This is a genomic window from Dorea phocaeensis, from assembly GCF_900240315.1.
Lineage (GTDB): Bacteria > Bacillota > Clostridia > Lachnospirales > Lachnospiraceae > Dorea_B > Dorea_B phocaeensis.
Window position 1 is genome coordinate 182,053 of the sequence record NZ_OEPZ01000001.1, and the last position, 21,317, is coordinate 203,369.

The window sequence follows — 21,317 nt, forward strand, 5'->3', positions numbered from 1 at the left end:
TGTTAATTTTATAACGGAATTAAGAGATCGTTATAAAGGAAGTGAAACAAAATGAAGAAGCTTATTTCTGGAATCATGAACTACTTTGCAGAAGAGACAGCTTTGACATATTACATGAATAGATAACTAGTTGACGGTCAGGGAAGTAAAGTAAAGTGAGAGAGAAAAGGAAAGCCGTTCCGGGATGGAACGGCTTTCCTTTTCTCTCTTTTATAAGCAGTCAATATTTTATAACAAGCCGGCTTTGTGCTTTTCCAGCAGACGATGAATCTTCTCTGTTGGATCCAGTACCCGCCCAATCGTAATATCATGGTTAAAGGAATCGATAATCAGTGCCAGGAACTTGCTCATATCCGCAGCGGTAAAATAGGATCTTTCATAGAATTCCGGTGGAAGATAAGTCAGGTTCGTAGTGATGACGCGATCGATATATCCCTTCTCGTAATATTCATCAAAGATTTCAAATCCTTCTGTGAACAGACCAAAGGAAGTGCAGACGAATACCCGGTTTGCACCGCGGTCTTTGATCTGTCTTGCAACATCCAGCATACTTTCACCGGAAGAAATCATATCGTCAACGATGATGATGTCTTTTCCTTTCACATCGTCTCCGAGGAATTCATGAGCCACAATCGGATTCTTTCCGTTTACAACGGTAGAGTAGTCGCGGCGCTTATAGAACATTCCCATGTTAACGCCAAGGACGTTAGAGAAGTATACGGCACGATGCATGGCTCCCTCGTCAGGACTTACGATCATCAGGTGATCTTTGTCAACTTTAAGATCCGGTTCCGTGCGAAGCAGCGCTTTCATAAACTGATAAGGCGGATTAAAGTTGTCAAATCCATGGAGCGGAATAGAGTTCTGTACTCTTGGGTCGTGGGCGTCAAAGGTCATAATATTGCTGACTCCCATATCCACCAGCTCCTGGAGCGCCAGTGCACAGTCCAAAGATTCTCTCTTGGTACGCTTGTGCTGACGGCTTTCATACAAGAATGGCATAATAACATTCACGCGATGTGCTTTTCCGTTTGCAGCGGAAATAATTCGTTTCAGATCCTGGTAGTGGTCATCAGGAGACATGCGGTTTAGATGCCCGTTTACAGTGTAGGTCAGGCTGTAGTTGCAGACGTCTACCATCACGAACAGATCTTTTCCACGGATGGATTCTCCAAGAAGACCTTTGGCTTCCCCGGAGCCAAAGCGTGGACACTGGCATTCAATGAGATAATTATCCTGTTTGTAACTTGCAAATAATGGAGAATCCAGAGATTCTTTCAGGGTATCCTGTCTGAATTTAACAATATACTTGTTAACTTTTTCTCCGAGCTCACGGCAGGAGTCGTGGGCTGCGATTTTCAGCGGCGCTGTTGGAAGCGCGGTTTCCATTAATTTTATGTTTGGCATAGTCCTCTCCTGTGTCTTTGTATTTTTTTTATATTGTACTATATCATTTATATCACTTTTCCTATCGGAAGGTCAACCAAAGATTAGACGAATCAGCAAAGATCAGGGATAATATTGGACGAATCGGCAAAGGTAGGTTATAATAATAAAATCGAATAAAATTTTAATTGGAGTAAAAAGAACATGAAACATGAGCATAGGATAAAAGAGGTTCTTCCGGGAAGTATTGCAGAAGAACTGGGAGTGGAGGCAGGAGACCTTCTGCTTGCCATTAACGATGAGGAAATTGAAGATGTCTTTGACTATCATTATTATGTCAATGATGAGGAGTTGACGGTGCTGATTCAGAAACCAGACGGTGAGGAATGGGAGCTGGAGATTGAAAAAGATTACGAAGAAGATCTGGGAATTGAATTTGAGCAGGGACTGATGGATGAATACCGATCCTGCAGGAATAAATGTATGTTCTGCTTTATTGATCAGATGCCGGAAGGAATGCGGGAAACACTGTATTTTAAGGATGACGATTCCAGACTGTCCTTTCTTCAGGGCAACTACATCACGTTAACCAATATGAGCGATCACGATATCGAACGGATCGTACGGTATCATCTAGAGCCGATCAATATCTCGTTTCACACCACGAATCCGGAACTTCGGTGCAAGATGCTCCATAATCGGTTTGCAGGAGATGCGCTGAAAAAAGTAGATACGCTCTACGAGGGCGGGATTCAGATGAATGGACAGATTGTACTTTGTAAAGGAGTAAATGACGGGGAAGAGCTGGAGCGAAGCATCCGGGAACTATCCCGGTATCTGCCATATCTGCAGAGTGTCTCTGTCGTTCCAGTGGGACTTACCAAATATAGGGATGGTCTGTATCCGCTGGAGCCGTTTACCAAAGAGGATGCTAAGGAAGTGCTGCGCGTCATTCACAGCTGGCAGGAGAAACTGTATCAGGAATATGGTCTTCATTTTATTCATGCGGGAGATGAATGGTACATTCTGGCGGAAGAAGAGATGCCGGAAGAGGAGCGCTATGACGGATATCTTCAGCTGGAAAATGGCGTTGGCATGCTGCGCCTTCTCCACAATGAATTTGAGGAAGCTTATGAGGATGCGGCTGGGGATGATATAGAAAGAAGTGTGTCGCTGGCTACCGGGTATCTTGCATATCCGTACTTGAAGAAAATGGCGGATCGTTTGAGTCAGAAATATACCAGAACCAAGATTTTGATCTATCCGATTCGGAATGATTTCTTCGGTGAACGGATTACGGTGGCGGGATTGATTACCGGTCAGGATCTGATCCGGCAGCTTACCGGACAGGAACTTGGGACACGCCTTCTGCTTCCATGCAGTATGTTTAGAAGTGAAGAAGAGGTATTTTTGGATGATATTACCCGTTCTGAGTTGGAAGAAGCTTTACAAGTACCGGTAGATATTGTAAAATCAAGCGGACAAGACCTGATTGATGCGATTATTGGCACAGAAACAGGAAGGTATTAATTTTAGAAGACAGACATTTAAGAAAGCAGATATAGGAGAACAGATATATGAGTAAACCAGTAGTAGCAATTGTAGGAAGGCCGAATGTCGGGAAATCCACACTCTTTAACGTACTGGCCGGAGAGATGATATCCATTGTCAAGGATACTCCCGGAGTTACCAGAGACCGGATTTATGCCGATGTCAGCTGGCTGGATAAGGAATTTACATTGATTGATACGGGAGGAATTGAGCCGGAGAGCAGCGATGTGATCCTCTCTCAGATGCGGGAGCAGGCACAGATTGCCATCGATACAGCAGATGTCATTGTATTTATTACAGACGTCCGTCAGGGATTGGTGGATGCCGATTCCAAAGTTGCGGATATGCTTAGAAGATCCCAGAAACCAATCGTTCTGGTAGTAAATAAAGTAGATAATTTTGAGAAATTTATGCCGGATGTCTATGAATTTTATAATCTGGGAATCGGGGATCCGGTTCCGGTTTCTGCGGCATCCAGACTGGGAATTGGCGATATGCTGGATGAAGTGACCAGACATTTCCCGGAACATGCAGGAGAAGAGGAAGAAGACGATCGCCCGAGAGTTGCGATTGTCGGAAAGCCAAACGTTGGGAAATCTTCGATTATCAATAAACTTTTGGGCGAGCAGCGCGTGATCGTCTCCGATGTGGCGGGAACCACGAGAGATGCGATCGATACCGATATTATACACAATGGAAAAGAATATGTATTTATTGATACCGCGGGGCTTCGGAGAAAAAATAAGATCAAAGAAGAGTTGGAGCGCTACAGCATCATTCGTACCGTTACGGCAGTAGAGCGTGCGGATGTGGTTCTGATGGTAATTGACGCATCAGAGGGTATCACCGAGCAGGATGCTAAGATTGCCGGAATTGCGCATGAGCGTGGCAAGGGAATTATTATCGTTGTCAATAAGTGGGATGCCATTGAGAAGAACGATAAGACCATGAAGGAATATGAGAACGAGATTCGCCGGGTGCTGGCATTTATGCCGTATGCTGAGATCATGTATGTCTCTGCTAAGACCGGACAGAGGCTACCAAAGCTTTATGATATGATTGATATGGTAATTGAGAACCAGACAATGCGTGTGGCGACAGGAGTGCTGAATGAGATTATGACGGAAGCGGTAGCTATGCAGCAGCCGCCGTCAGACAAGGGAAAGCGGCTGAAGCTTTACTATATTACCCAGGTTTCTGTGAAGCCGCCGACTTTTGTAATCTTTGTCAATGACAAGGAATTGATGCATTTTTCTTATACCAGATATTTGGAAAATAAGATCAGAGAAGCATTTGGTTTCCGGGGAACTTCGCTGAAGTTCTTTATCCGGGAAAGAAAGGAAAAGGATCGTTAATCATGGAACGTATCATATGTGTATTGATTGGATATGCATTTGGACTATTGCAGACGGGATATATTTACGGAAAGCTTCATCATATTGATATCCGCAAACTGGGAAGCGGGAATGCGGGTACGACTAATGCACTGCGAACCCTGGGGTGGAAGGCTGGACTTGTAACCTTCCTGGGAGATTGTTTTAAGTGCGTGGCAGCAGTAGTGGTGGCTACCTTGCTTTACCGGGAGTCCCATACGGAAATGCTGCCGCTTCTTGCCATGTATGCCGGGGCCGGAGCTGTGATTGGACACAACTATCCGTTCTACCTTGGATTTAAGGGAGGGAAAGGCATTGCGGCGACAGCAGGTTTGATTATCAGTACCGTCAATATTTGGATGGTGCTGATCTGCCTCCTTGTGTTCATTGGAGTGGTAGCCGTGACTAGATACGTGTCAGTGGGATCCCTTTTAGTGGTGACTATCTACCTTGCAGAAGTTGTGATTTACGGGCAGATGGGAGGATTTGCGGTGGCACCGGAGTATTTGTGGGAGATGTACGCGATAGCGGCATTTCTGATGGTGTCGGCCTTCATAAAGCACCGGCAGAATATCAAGCGGCTGTTAAATGGCACAGAGAACAAGCTAAGTGTTGGAAAAAGAAATCATAAATAATAGCGAATCGTGATGGTGATTGCGAGGCGCCAGAGAAAGGAACGTGAAAACTATGGCAAATGTAGGTGTGATGGGAGCGGGAAGCTGGGGAACAGCCCTTGCCCTTCTGCTTCACAAGAACGGACATCAGGTGACCGTTTGGTCGATTAATCAGGAAGAGGTTGATATGCTTTCTTCCAAACGGGAACACACCAGTAAGCTTCCGGGGGTTAAGCTTCCGGAGGAAATGATTTTCACCAGCAATATGGAAGAGGCGATTGTGGGCAAGGATTTCCTTGTGTTGGCAGTACCTTCTCCGTTTACCAGAAGCACGGCGCGCAATATGAAGCCGTATGTGAAGGAAGGACAGATCATTGTAGATGTGGCAAAGGGAATTGAGGAAGCTACCCTGATGACACTTTCTCAGCAGATTGAGGAGGAACTTCCTCAGGCAGATGTCGCAGTTTTGTCCGGTCCAAGTCATGCGGAGGAAGTCGGAAGAGGACTTCCGACCATCGTTGTGATTGGTGCGAGAAGAAAGAGGACGGCAGAATATCTTCAGAGCATGTTTATGAACGAGGTGTTCCGTGTTTATACAAGCCCGGATATGCTGGGGATGGAGCTTGGCGGTTCCTTAAAGAATGTCATTGCTTTGGCTGCCGGAATTGCAGACGGCATGGGATATGGAGACAATACGAAGGCGGCTCTGATTACCAGAGGAATTGCAGAGATCGCAAGATTGGGTGTGAAGATGGGAGGAGCCATCGAAAGCTTTACCGGTCTGACGGGAATCGGAGATCTGATTGTAACTTGTGCCAGCGTTCATAGCCGAAATCGTAAGGCAGGATACCTGATGGGTCAGGGAAAATCCATGCAGGAAGCTATGGATGAAGTTCAGATGGTGGTAGAAGGTGTTTATTCCACAAAGGCAGCTGTAAAGCTGGGCGAGAAGTATGGAGTATCCCTTCCGATCATCAATAAAGTAAACGAAGTGCTGTTTGAAGGAAAAGATCCAAAAGAGGCGGTCAACGAACTGATGCTTAGAGACAGTAAGGCAGAGCATACTGCACTTCCATGGAAAGAATAGAATAGTATGGAATATTATAACAATCCCCTATCTGAGAATGCATCAAGGGAGGCATGAAACCTCCTCGTTCTCAGATAGGGGACTGTTGTTTGTGTAAAAAGTACGTTTTATAAATCTGCATGTTCGGCAACATAAGTCTTAAACGCCTGAATGGCCGGAGCCTGGTAGACATTCTTTAGAGTTGCCATATAGAAATTTCGTTCCCAGCTTGGCTTGGCAATTTGGATTGGCTTGACGGGCATATAGTCAAGAATCGGCATTCGCGGCACGACTGCAACACCGAATCCGGCGCCAACCAGTCCGGCAACGGCCTCATCTTCTTCCACACTACAGACCACCTCGGGATGCCCACCGCATTTTTCAAAGAGTTTTTTGATAACGCGATGAAGTCCGCTTCGGGTGGAGAATCCAACTTGTGGATATTGCAGGGTTTCTTTCAAATCAATAGAATCTCTGCTCTCTAGAGGATGCCCTTCCGGTACGATAAGAACCAGTTCCTGTTTGGCAATCGGAATGAACTCGATTGTCGGTTCCTGTTCAACGTAGGAACAAAAGGCGACATCGTAACGGCGGTCTTTTAATCCCTGAATCATATCCATGGTAAGTCCGGTGGAGTTATGAAACCGGAAATCAATATGCTTGTCTGAATGCTCATCAAGAAATCCCCGCACTAGTTTTGGAACAATCAGGCTGCTGACAGCACGAAGCTGCGCAATGTCAATTCGACCTTCGCCAGTTCCTGTCATTTGAAGTTTGTTGATGCTGGAGTCTAAAATATCCAGTGATTTTGTGACATCTTCCAAAAAGGCTTGTCCGCATTTCGTCAGGACAACATTTCTTCCTTCTTTTTCGAAAAGTTTTACTCCCAATTCTTTCTCCAAAGAGGAAATCGCATGGCTTAAGCTTGGCTGCGTGATTGCAAGAAGTTCGGCAGCTTTCGTATAGTGTTCTAGTTTTGCCAGCGTGACAAAATACCTTAGATGATAGAGGTTCATAACCTTTCTCCTTTTCCTGTGTGTTTTTTTTCTATCTATTTTTGTGACCATATTTTAACATGAACTATAAATAAAATCTATGGATTGTGTCATAATTAACAATTTGTTTTTAATTTAACGATATATTATAATCGAAGCATAGAAAAAATCACAAGGTTGAACCTGGAAAATACAAAAAACATGTTCAATTTAAACAATGGAAGGAGAAAAGTATTATGTCAACAAAGAATCCAATCACAGTAAGTTCCTGGACACTTGGAGATCAGTGCAAATTCGAAGATCGTGTTATTGCGGCAAAAGAGGCTGGATATGAAGGAATCGGTCTTCGTGCAGAGACTTATGTAGACGCATTGAACGAAGGACTTCATGATGAAGATATTCTTACAATCCTTGACAAGCACGGAATGAAAGTAACAGAGGTAGAATACATCGTACAGTGGTGTGAAGAGCATCGTTCTTACGAGCAGAAGTACAAAGAGCAGATGTGCTTTCATATGTGTGAACTCTTCGGAGTTGGCCATATCAACTGTGGTTTGATGGAGAACTACTCTGTAGAGTATACAGCACAGAAGTTAAAAGAACTGTGCCAGAGAGCCGGAAAATACATTATTGGTGTTGAGCCAATGCCATACAGCGGTATCCCGGATCTGAAAAAGGGATGGGAGGTTGTAAAGGCTTCTGGATGTGAAAATGCAATGTTAATTCTTGATACATGGCATTGGGTAAGAGCGGATCAGCCGTTTGATATCTTAACAGAAGAAATTGCGAAGAAGGTTATCTCCATCCAGATCAACGATGCATACGACAGACCATATGCAAAAACTATTTTAAGAGATGAGTCTATGCATGATCGTCTGGCACCTGGAACAGGAGCAAAAGACACAGCAGGATTTGTAAAGATGATCAAAGATGCCGGTATCGATCCAAAGGTAATCGGTGTAGAAGTTATCTCTGATGAGATCCTTGGAAGAGGAATCAAAGAAGCAGCAGCTTATACATATGAGAATACAGAGAAAGTTCTCAAAGAAGCATGGCCTGAGATGGTAGACTAATCGGAAGTATAAGGAATAGAAGAATCTGATAGAGAGATAAGAGAGGAAGAGAATATGAAATTTAATGCAATGTTTTCACCAATCCAAATCGGACCTATGACTGTAAAGAACCGTTTTGTGGTTCCTCCGATGGGAAACAACTTTGCAAATACAGATGGAACATGGAGTGAACAGTCTGCGGCTTACTATGGAGAACGTGCAAAAGGACAGTTTGGTCTGATTACAATCGAAGCTTCTGTTGTACATCAGGGAGCTAAGGGAGGACCGAGAAAGCCTTGTCTTTATAATGATGACAGTATTGAAAGCTTGAAGAGAATTACAGATGCCTGTCACAAAGAAGGAGCGAAGGTGTCCGTTCAGCTTCAGAATGCAGGACCGGAAGGAAATGCTAAGAATGCGGGAGCACCGATTGAAGCGGCAACTGCAATTCAGAGTTCAGATGGAAGAGATATTCCGGTAGAAGTTCCAACTGAAAAAGTATATGAACTGGTAAAAGGATATGGAGAAGCAGCAGTACGTGCAATGAAGGGCGGCGTTGATGCGGTAGAAATCCATATGGCGCATGGATATTTAGTAAACTCTTTCCTGTCACCAAGAACAAATAAACGTGTGGATGAGTTCGGCGGAAGTTTTGAGAACCGTATGAGATTTTCCCGCCTGATCATCGAAGAAGTAAAAGCTAGAACAGAAGGAAAAATCGCGGTTCTTGCACGTATCAACAGTACTGAAGATATGTTTGGAGGACTGGATAATCACGATATGTGTGCGATTGCTGAATATCTGGAAGAGTGTGGAGTGGACGGATTACATGTATCCCGTGCCGTACATCTGAAAGACGAGTACATGTGGGCACCGACAGGTATCCATGGCGGATTCTCGGCAGAGCTTGTAGAGAATATTAAGAAATGTGTGTCCATTCCGGTTATTACCGTAGGACGTTACACAGAACCACAGTTTGCGGAGATTATGGTAAAGAAAGGAAGAGCTGATTTGGTTGCATTTGGACGTCAGTCTCTGGCAGATCCACATATGCCTTTGAAAGCAATGGAGGAAAGACTGGAAGATATGACACCTTGTATCGCATGTCTTCAGGGATGTGTGGCTAATATGTATGCTGGACAGCCGATCTGTTGTTTGACTAACCCGGTTCTTGGCCGTGAGTCAGAAGGTCTTCCACTGGCAGAAAAGAAGAAAAAAGTATACGTAATCGGTGGTGGTGTTGCGGGTATGTGCGCAGCATTTACGGCAAAGAGACGTGGACATGATGTTACCTTGTTTGAAGCAACCGATCGTCTTGGTGGAAATATGAGATTGGCTGCGTATCCACCAGGAAAAGGTGATATTACCAACATGATCAGAAGCTACATTGTAAAATGCGAAAAAGCCGGTGTAGATATCAAGATGAACACAAAGGTTACAGCTGAAATGCTGAAATCTGATACTCCAGATGCAGTCATCCTTGCAACAGGATCTGAAACCCTCATTCTTCCATTCATCAAAGGAATTCAGAATCCAGATATTGTGCATGGAGTAGATTGTCTGGATGGATCTCGTTCGGTAGGACATAAAGTGCTTGTTGTCGGCGGTGGTATGGTCGGAGCAGAGACTGCAGAATTCCTGGCTGAGCAGGGGCATGACGTATCTGTAATTGAGATGAGACACGAGATTGGACCAGATGTGATCCATGAACATAGAATCTTCCTGATGGAAGGATTGGAGAAATACGGTGTACAGAAGATTACAGACGCAGCAGTTTCTGAGATCTTCTCTGACGGTGTAAGCTACAAGAACGCAGCAGACAAATCCGACGAAACACTTTACGAAGCAAGAGGATTTGATACCGTTGTTCTGTCCATGGGATTCAGCTCACGCTATACACATAGAGAAGGACAGGAAGTTGTATACGATTTTGCAGATGAATTAAGAGCAATTGTACCGGAAGTACACGTAGTAGGAGATGCAGTTAGAGCACGTCGTGCGCTGGATGCAACCAAAGAAGCTTACGATGTAGCATTAAAATTGTAAGAAATATAAGAATAAAAGCTCTGTCTTGAACGAGGACAGAGCTTGGAATAAAATATAACATCAGGAGGAAACCAAGATGGAAAAAAGAATTTCAGGACATACTGGTTTGATGGGATTATTCGGAACACCAGTTGGACATTCCGGATCCCCAGCAATGTATAATTTCAGCTTCCAGCATGATGGACTGGACTATGCCTATCTGGCATTTGACGTAACAGAAGAGCAGATGCCAAAAACTTTTGAAGCAATTAAGTTATTCAATATGCGTGGGGGTAACTTTACCATGCCATGCAAGAACATTGCAGCAAAACTGGTTGATAAACTGTCTCCGGCAGCAGAGATCATCGGAGCATGTAACGTATTCGTTAACGATGACGGAGTGATTACAGGACATATTACAGACGGTATCGGATTTGTGAAAAATCTTGAGATCAATGGAGCGCCGGTAAAAGATAAAAAGACAGTTGTGTTAGGAGCTGGTGGAGCAGCAACTGCAATTCAGGTACAGCTTGCCCTTGACGGAGCAAAAGAAGTGAAGATCTTCAATATTGATGATAAGTTCTATGAGAGAGCTGAGAGCACCAAAGCAAAACTGACAGAGAAATGCCCGGACTGTGTAGTGACGGTAGATCATCTGGAAGATGCAGAAAAGCTTGCACAGGCTGTAAAGGAATGTGATATTCTGATCAATGCGACAACAATGGGAATGAAACCTTATGAAGATGTAACATTGGTTGACAAATCTTTATTCCATAAAGATTTGGTTGTAGCTGACACTGTTTATAATCCAGAAAAAACAAAGATGATTGTAGAAGCAGAAGAAGCAGGATGCAAAGCAATCGGTGGAGTAGGAATGCTTCAGCAGCAGGGAGCTGTAAACTACGAGCTTTTTGTTGGAAAAGAGATGCCTCTTGCTGAATATCAGGAATTCCAGAAACAGCAGGCAAAATAAATTACTACAAAGGTTAAAAGGAGAAGAGAGAATGAAGGCTAAGAAGTATCTATGGTCAATCATCTGTGTGTATATGTGTTATCTGACACACGGAATTCAGGCGCTTATTCTTGGACAGAATAACGTCAACTTTGCAATTCAGTGGGGATTTGATATGTCCAACCCTGAATCAGCAGCTTATGCAGCAGGACTTGCAGCAGTAAGTACTGCAATTGCGTGGACAGGATTTGGTAAATTCATCAGCGTATGGATCGGAGGAGAGATCTCTGACCGTGTGGGACGTAAGAAAATGATGGTTGGTGGAGCTGTACTTTACATCATCTGTTTCTTGGGATTCTTATTTACACAGAATGCATTAATCGCATCTGTATGTGGATTCTTAACAGGTGTTGCAACATCTGGATTCTGGGATGCAGCAGGATACCCGGCGGTACAGGAAGCATGTCCGGCAGCACCAGGATCTGCATTAATTGGAATTAAGTTCTTCGTATCTTTATCCGGTATGGTATATCCATTGATGGTAGTACAGAATGCAAGCAATGGGAACTGGAAGATGAACGTAATTATTCCACTTGTAATGTCCTTCGTATGTCTGGCACTTGCACTGATCGCACCATTTGTATACGATGATCAGAAGAAGGCAGCAAAAGGAGAGGCAAATAAAGATCACAATGCAATTCAGGATGAAATTAACGCAGCGAAAGCAGCGATGCTTCAGAAGCCAAACAAATTAGTTGTATTCTTGATCATGTTCTATGCATTCTTATGTATGGCAATCATGTATGGTGCACAGCAGTACACCAAAGCATTCGGATTATCTGTATGTGGACTTTCCGAGATGCAGGCGGCAGGTATGACATCTATCTACACAGTAGGTTCACTTTGCGCAGTACTGTTCTGGGCATTTATGATGGGAAAATTAAAATGGAACCCATTAAAAGTTATTTTGATTGACTCTATTTGTACAGCAGCAGCACTTGCAGCCGTATTATTCATCCATCAGGTAGCAGTAATCTACATTGCAATTACAATGCTTGGATTTTTTGCAGCAGGTGGAGCGCTTCAGACAGGACTTGCAGTAGTACAGTTATTCAATCCAGGACCAAAAGGAAGAAACACAGGTATCTACTATACCTTCATGGGAGCAGCAAGCTACCTGATTCCGGTTGTAGCAGCACAGCTTACAAAGGCATCTGGAGAGGCAAACGCAGTTTACACATTAATGATTATGTTATTAGTATTTGCAGGACTTGCAATTTTAAGTTCTCTGTATCTGGTAGCTCAGCACAAGAAGATCTTTGGAAAGAGCGCACTTAGCAAATAAAAATCTTTTCCTAATATAATAAGGAGAAAAGGCTTTGCCTTTAGTCTAAAAAGGCAGAGCTTTTTCTTGGCAATGGATTGTTAAAAAAAAGACGATCTATAGAAAGTACCAGAGGATTTTTAATAAAAAGCACAAAAACCATAAAAAATATCTATGGATAAAAGGAGAAGAAGGAATGAAAGCAAAAAAGTATTTATGGTCAATCATCTGTGTGTATATGTGTTATCTGACACACGGAATTCAGGCGCTTATTCTTGGACAGAATAACATTAACTTTGCAATTCAGTGGGGATTTGATATGTCCAACCCTGAATCAGCAGCTTATGCAGCAGGACTTGCAGCAGTAAGTACTGCAATTGCGTGGACAGGATTTGGTAAATTCGTCAGCGTATGGATCGGAGGAGAGATCTCTGACCGTGTAGGACGTAAGAAAATGATGGTTGGTGGAGCTGTACTTTACATCATCTGTTTCTTGGGATTCTTATTTACACAGAATGCATTAATCGCATCTGTATGTGGATTCTTAACAGGTGTTGCAACATCTGGATTCTGGGATGCAGCAGGATACCCGGCGGTACAGGAAGCATGCCCGGCAGCACCAGGATCTGCATTAATTGGAATTAAGTTCTTCGTATCTTTATCCGGTATGGTATATCCATTGATGGTAGTACAGAATGCAAGCAATGGGAACTGGAAGATGAACGTAATTATTCCACTTGTAATGTCCTTCGTATGTCTGGCACTTGCACTGATCGCACCATTTGTATACGATGATCAGAAGAAGGCAGCAAAAGGAGAGGCAAATAAAGATCACAATGCAATTCAGGATGAAATTAACGCAGCGAAAGCAGCGATGCTTCAGAAGCCAAACAAATTAGTTGTATTCTTGATCATGTTCTATGCATTCTTATGTATGGCAATCATGTATGGTGCACAGCAGTACACCAAAGCATTCGGATTATCTGTATGTGGACTTTCCGAGATGCAGGCGGCAGGTATGACATCTATCTACACAGTAGGTTCACTTTGCGCAGTACTGTTCTGGGCATTTATGATGGGAAAATTAAAATGGAACCCATTAAAAGTTATTTTGATTGACTCTATTTGTACAGCAGCAGCACTTGCAGCCGTATTATTCATCCATCAGGTAGCAGTAATCTACATTGCAATTACAATGCTTGGATTTTTTGCAGCAGGTGGAGCGCTTCAGACAGGACTTGCAGTAGTACAGTTATTCAATCCAGGACCAAAAGGAAGAAACACAGGTATCTACTATACCTTCATGGGAGCAGCAAGCTACCTGATTCCGGTTGTAGCAGCACAGCTTACAAAGGCATCTGGAGAGGCAAACGCAGTTTATACATTAATGATTATGTTATTAGTATTTGCAGGACTTGCAATTTTAAGTTCTCTGTATCTGGTAGCTCAGCATAAGAAGATTTTTGGAAAGAGCGCACTTAGCAAATAAGACGGTTTACAGATTGGTTGATACAAAGAGAGATTCTGGTTCAGTGGGCAGGATCTCTCTTTTAGCGCGGAGAGTTAGTAATTGATGGATTTTGTGTATGGATCTGTGAAGAAGTATTCATTAGACAGAGTCTCTTTTGCATGTTAAATTATAAACAAATAGTTGTTTGTTAAAAGACAAACAATGCGGAATGGAGGATCATCATGAAAGTACTAAAGTGGTTGGATGACTATCTGGAAGAAGCTTTATTGCTTGTACTGTTGTGTGCGATGACTTGTATTATGGGAGTTCAGATTACAGCAAGATATGTATTTTCTTCTTCGTTATCTTGGTCAGAGGAGATTACAAGATTTATGTTTATCATCTCTGGTTTTTTAAGTGCAAGCTTCTGTATCAAGAAGAGTGCATCTGTGAAGATTGATCAGTTAGTGGGTATGCTTCCTGGGAAGGGTGTTCACTATTTCCGCCTGATCAGCTATACCATACAACTTATATTTTTTGCATACTTAATTCCGTTTGCATGGAATTATATGATGGCACAGGTGGAGAGCGGACAGTTGAGTCCTGCGTGTGGAATTCCGATGTGGATTATCCAATCCTCTGCTGTGATCAGTTTTGCATTATGTGTATTTCGATTGATTCAAAAATGGGTTCAAAGAGTAGAAATGATTCTAGGAAAGGAGGAAGTGTAAGATGTCAGCCGGATTAGTACTGTTTTTGTTTTTTGTATGTTTATTGATTGCAATACCGATTTCGACTTCTCTTGGAATCGTGTCCGTATTACCAGGAGCATTTGATGCTTCCTTTACTGCAAGCGCAACTTATGTCGTGCGTTCGATGTTTGGAGGGCTTGATAGCTTCCCTTTGCTTGCCGTTCCAATGTTTATTCTTTCTGGTATTATTATGGCAAGAGGAGGAATTTCAAAGAGACTGTTTGATCTCTTCTCTTATTTTATAGGAAAGAAGACGGCTGGACTTCCATGTGCGGTTGTAGTTACTTGTCTGTTTTACGGAGCGATCTCAGGCTCAGGTATTGCGACAGTTGCAGCTGTTGGAAGTATGACAATCCCACTTTTGGTAAACTTAGGATATGATAAGAAATTCTGTACGGCGTTAGTTGCTGTTGCAGGAAGTTTAGGTGTTATCATTCCGCCTAGTATTCCATTCATTATGTTCGGTATGGCATCCGGAGTATCTGTAAGTGATATCTTCCTGGCAGGTATCGTACCGGGACTTTTAATTGGCGGAATGTTAATGGTGTATGCTGTTGTATATTGTAAGAAGAATGGTGAAGATAAAGAGAAGATTAATCATGAGATTGATCAGTTAAGAGAGCAGGGATTATGGAAAGTATTCAAGAGTAGTTTCTTTGCAGTACTTTCTCCAATCATTATTCTTGGTTGCATTTATTCAGGAATCGCATCTCCGACAGAAGCGGCAGTTATTTCTGTATTTTATTCTTTGATTGTCAGCTTATTTATTTATAAGTCCTTGAAGTTCAAAGATCTTTATCCGGTATTTGCAGAAGCAGTAAAGACCTATGCTCCGATTCTCTTTATTCTGGCAGCGTCTATTGCATTCTCACGTGTACTTACGTTGATGCAGATTCCACAGACGATTAGCGGCTGGATTCTAGAGAATTTCTCTAGTAAGGTAGTGATCTTAATTGTTGTAAATATCTTCTTATTACTGGTTGGAATGATCATGGATACGACACCTGCGATCTTGATTCTTACGCCGATTTTGATGCCAATTATGACAGGAATCGGTGTGAACCCAATCCACTTTGGTGTTATGATGGTTGTTAACCTGGCAATTGGATTTGTAACTCCTCCGATTGGAGTGAACCTGTTTGTGGCAAGCTCTTTGACAGATATTCCGGTCGTGGATATTGCAAAGCGTGCACTTCCACTGATTGGATATTTCTTAATTGCATTGTTACTGATTACGTTTATTCCACAGATCAGTCTGATCTTGTTATAAGGAGGAGAGAAAATGAAAAGAATATATCGCGCAATTATTGTTGTTGCTCTTCTTGGAATTACCGCAGGCGTCATCGCTTTTGGCGCTACCGGGTCCTCCCGAAAACAGTCGGAAGAAGAGGAGCAGCGGTATGCATGGCCTTTGGCTACCTGTAGTACGGAAGAGACGATTACTCACGTGTTTGCTTCTACATTTGCAGAGGAAGTTGGAAAATTAAGTGATGGAAAGATGAAGATTCAGGTATATCCGCAGAGTACACTAGGTGGAGACCGTGAGCTTCTGGAAAGTTGCAAAGACCAGGATATCCCATTCGTTGTGCAGTCGCCGGCCCCACAGGTAAGCTTTATGCCGGAACTCTGTGTATTTGATATTCCATGTGCATTTGATGATATTGATGATGCTAGAAAGGCAGTTGATGGAGAAGAATTCCAGAAGATTATTCAGGGGATTTATAAGAATGCCGGATATCAGCTGTTAGGAATGGCAGATCAGTGCTACCGTGTCATGACTTCAGCAAAGCCGTTTGATGGATTTGAAAGCTTTAAGGGACAGAAGATTCGTACGATGGAGAACCCATACCACCTTCAGTTTTGGAAGGCTCTGGGGGCGAATCCCACACCAATGACCTTCAGTGAAGTGTATATTGGTCTTCAGCAGGGAACCATCGATGCACAGGAGAATGCTTATGAATTATTGGTAAGCGCAAAGCTTTATGAACAGCAGGAGTATGTCATTGAGACAAATGCAGTACCTGACTATGTAACCTTGATTGTTAGTGATAAGTTCTTGGAAGGTCTTAGTAAAAAGCAGCAAACAATCATTCGCGAGGCAGCTGCAAACGCACAGGAAGCAGCCAGAGAGCAGGCAGATGAGCGCCGTGAGGAAAGAAAAAAGACTCTGGAAAAAGAAGGAATGACAATCATCGAACCAGATGATGAGACATGGAAAGAGATGCAGGATGCCTGCGCACCGGTATATGAAAATATCCGAAAACAGGCAGGAGATAAACTGGTAGATCTCTACATGGGAACAAAATAAAAAGAATATAAGAAGAAATGTTCTAGAAAAGATACCCTCTTGCATATGCTGTTATCAGCAGAACAAGGGGGTATTTGTATGAATCCATTTCAGCTATACAAAGATATACAAGCCAGAACGCACGGAGAGATTTATATTGGAGTGGTAGGACCGGTAAGAACAGGGAAATCTACGTTTATCAAACGGTTTATGGATGTGCTGGTGCTGCCCAATATGGAAGATTACAACGACAGAGAACGGACGAAGGATGAACTGCCGCAGTCCGCGTCAGGACGGACGATTATGACGACGGAACCTAAATTTATTCCCAAAGAGGCGGCCGTGATAAGACTGTCGGATGACGTACAGGTGAAGCTTCGGCTGATCGATTGTGTGGGGTATATGGTAGACGGAGCTTCCGGTCATGTGGAAGGAAGTGCAGAGCGCCAGGTGCGTACACCCTGGTTTGACCATGAGATTCCTTTTACCAAGGCGGCGGCTATTGGAACCCGCAAAGTGATTCACGATCACTCCACGATTGGAATTGTGATTACAACAGATGGAAGTATTACCGATCTTCCAAGGGAGAGTTACAGAGAAGCCGAAGAAAAAGTTATTCAGGAATTAAAAAGTATCGGGAAGCCGTTCGTAGTGCTGGTGAACTCGAAAAAACCGTACTCTGAAGAGGCGAAGGCGACAGCGGAAGAACTGCAAAAGAAGTATCAGATTCCGGCGATGCCGGTCAACTGTGAGCAGTTGAAGGAAGAGGATATCTGTCACATCATGGAGACGGTGCTCTATGCGTTCCCGGTTTGCGAGGTTCGTTTCTTTGTTCCCAAATGGGTGGAGATGCTTCCAAGAGATCATCGGATCAAACAGGATCTGCTAATACATATCAGAGGGATTTTGGATGGATTCGGTGAGATTCGGGATGCGGCATCAGGGATTGCGCCGGTAGAGAGTGACTATATTGAGGAAATGAAGGTGGATCACATTGCTATGGACAGCGGGTGTGTGGATGTACGTATCCAGGTGGCGGAAAAGTATTATTATGAAATGTTAAGCGAGATGACTGGCACCCCTATCGCAGGCCAGTATGAGCTGATTGCCGCCATGAAAGAGCTTTCTGAGTTGAAGACAGAGTATGAGGGAGTACGGGATGCATTTGCCTCCGTGCGGATGAAAGGTTACGGTGTCGTCAGTCCGGCGAAAGAAGAGATTGCGCTGGATGCGCCGGTTCTGATCAAGCAGGGCAATAAATACGGAGTGAAGATTCGTTCCGAGGCGCCGTCCATTCATCTGATTCGCGCCAATGTAGAGACGGAGATCGCCCCCATCGTCGGAAATGAGCAGCAGGCCCAGGATCTGGTTCGATATATCAAAGAGGCTGGAGAGGAAGAAGGCGGAATCTGGAAGACAAATATCTTCGGAAAGACAGTGGAAGAACTTGTGATGGACGGTATGCAGCAGAAAATTGCGATGATTGGTGATGAGAGTCAGGAGAAGCTGCAGGATACCATGCAGAAAATTGTAAATGACAGTAATGGTGGGATGGTGTGCATTATTATTTAATCCCGGCATAGTCAAATACACTTTTTTTTGCTATAATAATAAAACGTGAAAGTAAAATAAGAGATAGAAAGACGGGGACGAAAGAGAATGAATATGAAGATACTAAAACAGCTCACGCTGATTCTTGCAATCTGTCTGGCTGCGGAGGCTTTGGTAGCATTTCTACCTTTTGCATTTCCCAGCAGTGTGGCGGCAATTCTGATTCTTGCGATTCTGCTTGGCGCTAAGCTTTTAAAAGAGCAGCAGATTCAGGAGACTGCCGATTTTATGTTGAAGAACATGGCGCTGGTGTTCGTGCCGCTGGCCGTGGGAATGGTGGAAGACCTGGAGCTGTTGAAAGGGCAGGCGGCAGGATTCCTGATTGTGGTAGGAATCTCCTTGATTTTAACATTCCTGGGAACATACGGAACGGTAAGGCTGGTTCAGAAGTGTATGAGTAGGCTTATGAAGAAGGGAGGAAAGAAGCATGAGTAAGGTGTTTTATGACTTGTGTGCCAATCCCTTTTTCGGGCTGTTTCTGACGGTGGGAAGCTTCTATATCGGGGATTTGGTAGCGAAGAAGGTGAAATCTCCGCTGGCGAATTCGCTGTTGATTGCGATGATCATTTGTGTGGCAGTATTGAAGCTGTTTCACATTCCGTATGAGGATTATATGAAAGGGGCGCAGTATGTGACCTTCTTTCTGGTACCGGTAACGGCAATGCTTGGACTTTCCATTTATCGGCAGAGAAAGGTGCTGAAGGAAGAATTTTTCCCAATTGTGATCGGGTGTCTGGGCGGAAGTCTTCTGTCCATGGGAAGTACGGTGATCCTTTGCCGGATGCTGGCGCTGCACAGTGAGATGTTATATTCCCTTTTTCCGAAGTCAGTGACGACAGCTATAGCCATTGACGTGTCTACCCAGTTGGGAGGACTCAAATCAGTGACGATGATGGCGGTGGTGATCTGTGGTACGGCCGGGGCGATTCTGCACCCGATTATTATCCGTATGCTTAGGCTGAAGGATCCGGTGGCAATCGGTGTGGCGTTCGGTACGGCGAGTCATGCCGTTGGTACAGCCAAAGCATTGGAGATAGGAGAAGTGGAAGGCGCCGTCAGCGGTGTGGCAGTGGGAGTTGCAGGAATCTGTACGGTAATGATTGCATTATTTATATAAAAAGGGTAGTATAAAGATACATATTTATAAACGAAAGATCTTGGAGGTACAATATGAGAGTTGCGATTATCACAGCAAACACAGAAATATACAGAGAGACAGAGGCAGATGAGTCTGGCGCTGTTATCAGAGAGATGATGAAAGAGGCAGGATGGGACATCGTGTTTCAAAAGGCGTTGCCGTTAGATAGAAAAGTGCTGGGAACTGTGATGCAGAGAATGGCAGACGGTCATTTGACAGATCTGATCTTAACGACAGGGGGCGCCGGATGTAAGCCTCAGGACTGCACGCCGGAGGCAACGAAGGATATTATTGACCGGGAAGTTCCGGGAATTCCGGAGGCAATGCGGGCACACACGATGAATCTGACGATGCGTTCTATGTTAAATAGGGGGACGGCGGGGATCCGTGGAGATGTGCTGATTATCAATCTTCCTGGAAAGGCAAAGGCTGTGAAGGCCGATCTTCGTTATCTTCTTCCAGAGTTGAACCACGCAGTAGAAGTGGTTAAGGGAGATGTCTAAACATGCAGGAACCGATGTCGGGACTGACGCAGAAGGTACAGGTGACTTATCTGGCGCACAGCGGATTTGCAGTAGAGATCGGAGAGAAGGTATTGATTTTTGATTACTATGAAGGCGATCTTTCCTTTATCTCTACGAAGAAACAGGTATACTTTTTTGCAAGTCATGCGCATTATGATCATTTTAAGAGAAGAATTTTTCAGTGGGCGGACAAGTGTGAACATGTCCGCTACATTTTGTCAGACGATATTCAGGCAAAAGGACCGAAGGGGCAGACTCTTAAGGTCCAGGCAAGGCAGAAATCAAAGCTTGATGATCTGAAGATTCAAACGCTTCGCTCTACAGATCAGGGAGTGGCATTTCTGGTGGAGACGGAAGGGATACGCCTCTATCATGCGGGAGACTTGAACTGGTGGCACTGGGAAGAAGAGGGGGAAGTTTACAATGAGAGAATGCGCCGTAATTATCAGCATGAGATTCGAAAAGTGCTGGAAGGACGGCGGATTGATATTGCGTTTCTTCCTTTGGATCCTAGGCAGCAGGAGCAGTACAGTCTGGGGCTGGATTACTACATGAGACATACCCAGACCCGTTATGTATTTCCAATGCATATGTGGGAAAAATACGAAACCTGCGAAAGGTTTCTTAAGGATCCGGTATCAGAGGATTATCGAGAAAAAGTGCAGCGGGTGATAGGTCCGCAGCAGAAGTTTGAACTGAAAGGAGAGACTGCATGCAGGTAAAGATCTATACAGACGGAGCAGCCAGAGGCAATCCGGACGGACCGGGAGGTTATGGTACGGTTTTGGAATATGTAGATTCCAAAGGAACACTTCACACCAGAGAACTTTCGCAAGGGTACCGGAAGACCACCAACAACCGTATGGAACTGATGGCGGTAATCGCGGGACTGGAGGCGCTGAACCGCCCATGCGAGGTAGAACTTTATTCCGATTCCAAGTACGTAGTGGATGCATTTAACCAGCACTGGATTGATGGATGGCTTAAGAAAGGCTGGAAGCGCGGCAAGAACGAGCCAGTGAAAAATGTAGATCTGTGGAAACGGCTTTTGGCGGCAAAGGCGCAGCATCAGGTTCGGTTTATCTGGGTGAAAGGACATGATGGACATCCGCAGAATGAACGGTGCGATACACTGGCAACGACGGCAGCAGATGGGATGGATCTGATTGTGGATGAAGGAATTTAGGAATTGTATTTTTGACAGAACTATGATATAG

20 protein-coding genes are annotated in these 21,317 nt (G+C 44.0%); 18 read left to right on the plus strand and 2 right to left on the minus strand.

Annotated elements, in window-relative coordinates:
* Positions 1–228: 228 nt before the first annotated feature.
* The gene (locus C0979_RS00790; protein WP_101694175.1) at positions 229–1,407 is read right to left on the minus strand and encodes a ribose-phosphate pyrophosphokinase; all 1,179 of its coding nucleotides are present in this window, start codon (positions 1,405–1,407) and stop codon (positions 229–231) included.
* 183 nt (positions 1,408–1,590) lie between these two features.
* On the opposite strand from C0979_RS00790, the gene C0979_RS00795 reads away from it, so the two are divergent.
* The 4 genes from C0979_RS00795 to C0979_RS00810 are packed head-to-tail and all read left to right on the plus strand — an operon-like array spanning position 1,591 to position 6,011.
* A complete protein-coding gene (locus C0979_RS00795) occupies positions 1,591–2,916 on the plus strand; it encodes a DUF512 domain-containing protein (protein ID WP_101694176.1) in 1,326 nt (441 codons plus the stop codon).
* Between the two features lie 47 nt (positions 2,917–2,963).
* Positions 2,964–4,292, plus strand: coding sequence for a ribosome biogenesis GTPase Der (gene der, locus C0979_RS00800; RefSeq protein ID WP_101694177.1), 1,329 nt, complete (start codon positions 2,964–2,966; stop codon positions 4,290–4,292).
* A 2-nt stretch (positions 4,293–4,294) separates the two neighbouring features.
* Positions 4,295–4,945, plus strand: a complete 651-nt coding sequence (gene plsY, locus C0979_RS00805; RefSeq protein WP_101694178.1) for a glycerol-3-phosphate 1-O-acyltransferase PlsY — start codon at positions 4,295–4,297, stop codon at positions 4,943–4,945.
* Positions 4,946–4,997: 52 nt separating this feature from the next.
* Positions 4,998–6,011: an NAD(P)H-dependent glycerol-3-phosphate dehydrogenase gene (locus C0979_RS00810; RefSeq protein ID WP_101694179.1), complete on the plus strand. Its 1,014-nt coding sequence runs from the start codon at positions 4,998–5,000 to the stop codon at positions 6,009–6,011.
* A 107-nt stretch (positions 6,012–6,118) separates the two neighbouring features.
* Here the strand turns inward: C0979_RS00810 and C0979_RS00815 are convergent, their stop codons facing one another.
* Positions 6,119–7,006 (minus strand): LysR family transcriptional regulator, encoded by an 888-nt coding sequence (locus C0979_RS00815; protein ID WP_101694180.1) that lies wholly within the window; start codon positions 7,004–7,006, stop codon positions 6,119–6,121.
* A gap of 215 nt (positions 7,007–7,221) precedes the next feature.
* On the opposite strand from C0979_RS00815, the gene C0979_RS00820 reads away from it, so the two are divergent.
* The 14 genes from C0979_RS00820 (at position 7,222) to rnhA (ending at position 21,286) form a co-directional block, all read left to right on the plus strand.
* A complete protein-coding gene (locus C0979_RS00820) occupies positions 7,222–8,058 on the plus strand; it encodes a sugar phosphate isomerase/epimerase family protein (RefSeq protein ID WP_101694181.1) in 837 nt (278 codons plus the stop codon).
* 54 nt (positions 8,059–8,112) lie between these two features.
* Positions 8,113–10,083 carry an FAD-dependent oxidoreductase gene (locus C0979_RS00825; RefSeq protein ID WP_101694182.1) on the plus strand — a complete coding sequence of 657 codons (1,971 nt, stop codon included), beginning with the start codon at positions 8,113–8,115 and terminating at the stop codon, positions 10,081–10,083.
* A gap of 76 nt (positions 10,084–10,159) precedes the next feature.
* The gene (gene aroE, locus C0979_RS00830; RefSeq protein ID WP_101694183.1) at positions 10,160–11,035 is read left to right on the plus strand and encodes a shikimate dehydrogenase; all 876 of its coding nucleotides are present in this window, start codon (positions 10,160–10,162) and stop codon (positions 11,033–11,035) included.
* Positions 11,036–11,066: 31 nt separating this feature from the next.
* Positions 11,067–12,359: an MFS transporter gene (locus C0979_RS00835; protein WP_101694184.1), complete on the plus strand. Its 1,293-nt coding sequence runs from the start codon at positions 11,067–11,069 to the stop codon at positions 12,357–12,359.
* A gap of 175 nt (positions 12,360–12,534) precedes the next feature.
* Positions 12,535–13,827, plus strand: coding sequence for an MFS transporter (locus C0979_RS00840; RefSeq protein WP_101694185.1), 1,293 nt, complete (start codon positions 12,535–12,537; stop codon positions 13,825–13,827).
* 203 nt (positions 13,828–14,030) lie between these two features.
* A complete protein-coding gene (locus tag C0979_RS00845) occupies positions 14,031–14,519 on the plus strand; it encodes a TRAP transporter small permease (protein ID WP_101694186.1) in 489 nt (162 codons plus the stop codon).
* A gap of 1 nt (position 14,520) precedes the next feature.
* A complete protein-coding gene (locus C0979_RS00850; protein ID WP_101694187.1) occupies positions 14,521–15,810 on the plus strand; it encodes a TRAP transporter large permease in 1,290 nt (429 codons plus the stop codon).
* A 12-nt stretch (positions 15,811–15,822) separates the two neighbouring features.
* Positions 15,823–16,848, plus strand: coding sequence for a TRAP transporter substrate-binding protein (locus C0979_RS00855; protein ID WP_101694188.1), 1,026 nt, complete (start codon positions 15,823–15,825; stop codon positions 16,846–16,848).
* 78 nt (positions 16,849–16,926) lie between these two features.
* Positions 16,927–18,399 carry a stage IV sporulation protein A gene (gene spoIVA / locus C0979_RS00860; RefSeq protein WP_101694189.1) on the plus strand — a complete coding sequence of 491 codons (1,473 nt, stop codon included), beginning with the start codon at positions 16,927–16,929 and terminating at the stop codon, positions 18,397–18,399.
* 93 nt (positions 18,400–18,492) lie between these two features.
* Complete coding sequence (locus C0979_RS00865) at positions 18,493–18,873, plus strand: CidA/LrgA family protein (protein ID WP_242962615.1); 381 nt, start codon at positions 18,493–18,495, stop codon at positions 18,871–18,873.
* On the plus strand, positions 18,866–19,555 hold the full coding sequence (locus C0979_RS00870; RefSeq protein WP_101694191.1) for an LrgB family protein: 690 nt from the start codon (positions 18,866–18,868) through the stop codon (positions 19,553–19,555). Before C0979_RS00865 ends, C0979_RS00870 begins: the two co-directional genes overlap by 8 nt.
* A gap of 53 nt (positions 19,556–19,608) precedes the next feature.
* Positions 19,609–20,079 (plus strand): MogA/MoaB family molybdenum cofactor biosynthesis protein, encoded by a 471-nt coding sequence (locus tag C0979_RS00875; protein WP_101694192.1) that lies wholly within the window; start codon positions 19,609–19,611, stop codon positions 20,077–20,079.
* A gap of 2 nt (positions 20,080–20,081) precedes the next feature.
* Complete coding sequence (locus C0979_RS00880; protein WP_242962616.1) at positions 20,082–20,822, plus strand: MBL fold metallo-hydrolase; 741 nt, start codon at positions 20,082–20,084, stop codon at positions 20,820–20,822.
* Complete coding sequence (rnhA, locus tag C0979_RS00885) at positions 20,813–21,286, plus strand: ribonuclease HI (RefSeq protein ID WP_101694193.1); 474 nt, start codon at positions 20,813–20,815, stop codon at positions 21,284–21,286. Before C0979_RS00880 ends, rnhA begins: the two co-directional genes overlap by 10 nt.
* Positions 21,287–21,317 lie beyond the last annotated feature (31 nt).

Coding starts and splice junctions, on each gene's coding strand:
- C0979_RS00790 (WP_101694175.1), bottom strand. CDS start 1,407: ATGCCAAACATAAAATTAATGGAAACCGCGCTTCCAACAGCGCCGCTG.
- C0979_RS00795 (WP_101694176.1), top strand. CDS start 1,591: ATGAAACATGAGCATAGGATAAAAGAGGTTCTTCCGGGAAGTATTGCA.
- der (WP_101694177.1), top strand. CDS start 2,964: ATGAGTAAACCAGTAGTAGCAATTGTAGGAAGGCCGAATGTCGGGAAA.
- plsY (WP_101694178.1), top strand. CDS start 4,295: ATGGAACGTATCATATGTGTATTGATTGGATATGCATTTGGACTATTG.
- C0979_RS00810 (WP_101694179.1), top strand. CDS start 4,998: ATGGCAAATGTAGGTGTGATGGGAGCGGGAAGCTGGGGAACAGCCCTT.
- C0979_RS00815 (WP_101694180.1), bottom strand. CDS start 7,006: ATGAACCTCTATCATCTAAGGTATTTTGTCACGCTGGCAAAACTAGAA.
- C0979_RS00820 (WP_101694181.1), top strand. CDS start 7,222: ATGTCAACAAAGAATCCAATCACAGTAAGTTCCTGGACACTTGGAGAT.
- C0979_RS00825 (WP_101694182.1), top strand. CDS start 8,113: ATGAAATTTAATGCAATGTTTTCACCAATCCAAATCGGACCTATGACT.
- aroE (WP_101694183.1), top strand. CDS start 10,160: ATGGAAAAAAGAATTTCAGGACATACTGGTTTGATGGGATTATTCGGA.
- C0979_RS00835 (WP_101694184.1), top strand. CDS start 11,067: ATGAAGGCTAAGAAGTATCTATGGTCAATCATCTGTGTGTATATGTGT.
- C0979_RS00840 (WP_101694185.1), top strand. CDS start 12,535: ATGAAAGCAAAAAAGTATTTATGGTCAATCATCTGTGTGTATATGTGT.
- C0979_RS00845 (WP_101694186.1), top strand. CDS start 14,031: ATGAAAGTACTAAAGTGGTTGGATGACTATCTGGAAGAAGCTTTATTG.
- C0979_RS00850 (WP_101694187.1), top strand. CDS start 14,521: ATGTCAGCCGGATTAGTACTGTTTTTGTTTTTTGTATGTTTATTGATT.
- C0979_RS00855 (WP_101694188.1), top strand. CDS start 15,823: ATGAAAAGAATATATCGCGCAATTATTGTTGTTGCTCTTCTTGGAATT.
- spoIVA (WP_101694189.1), top strand. CDS start 16,927: ATGAATCCATTTCAGCTATACAAAGATATACAAGCCAGAACGCACGGA.
- C0979_RS00865 (WP_242962615.1), top strand. CDS start 18,493: ATGAAGATACTAAAACAGCTCACGCTGATTCTTGCAATCTGTCTGGCT.
- C0979_RS00870 (WP_101694191.1), top strand. CDS start 18,866: ATGAGTAAGGTGTTTTATGACTTGTGTGCCAATCCCTTTTTCGGGCTG.
- C0979_RS00875 (WP_101694192.1), top strand. CDS start 19,609: ATGAGAGTTGCGATTATCACAGCAAACACAGAAATATACAGAGAGACA.
- C0979_RS00880 (WP_242962616.1), top strand. CDS start 20,082: ATGCAGGAACCGATGTCGGGACTGACGCAGAAGGTACAGGTGACTTAT.
- rnhA (WP_101694193.1), top strand. CDS start 20,813: ATGCAGGTAAAGATCTATACAGACGGAGCAGCCAGAGGCAATCCGGAC.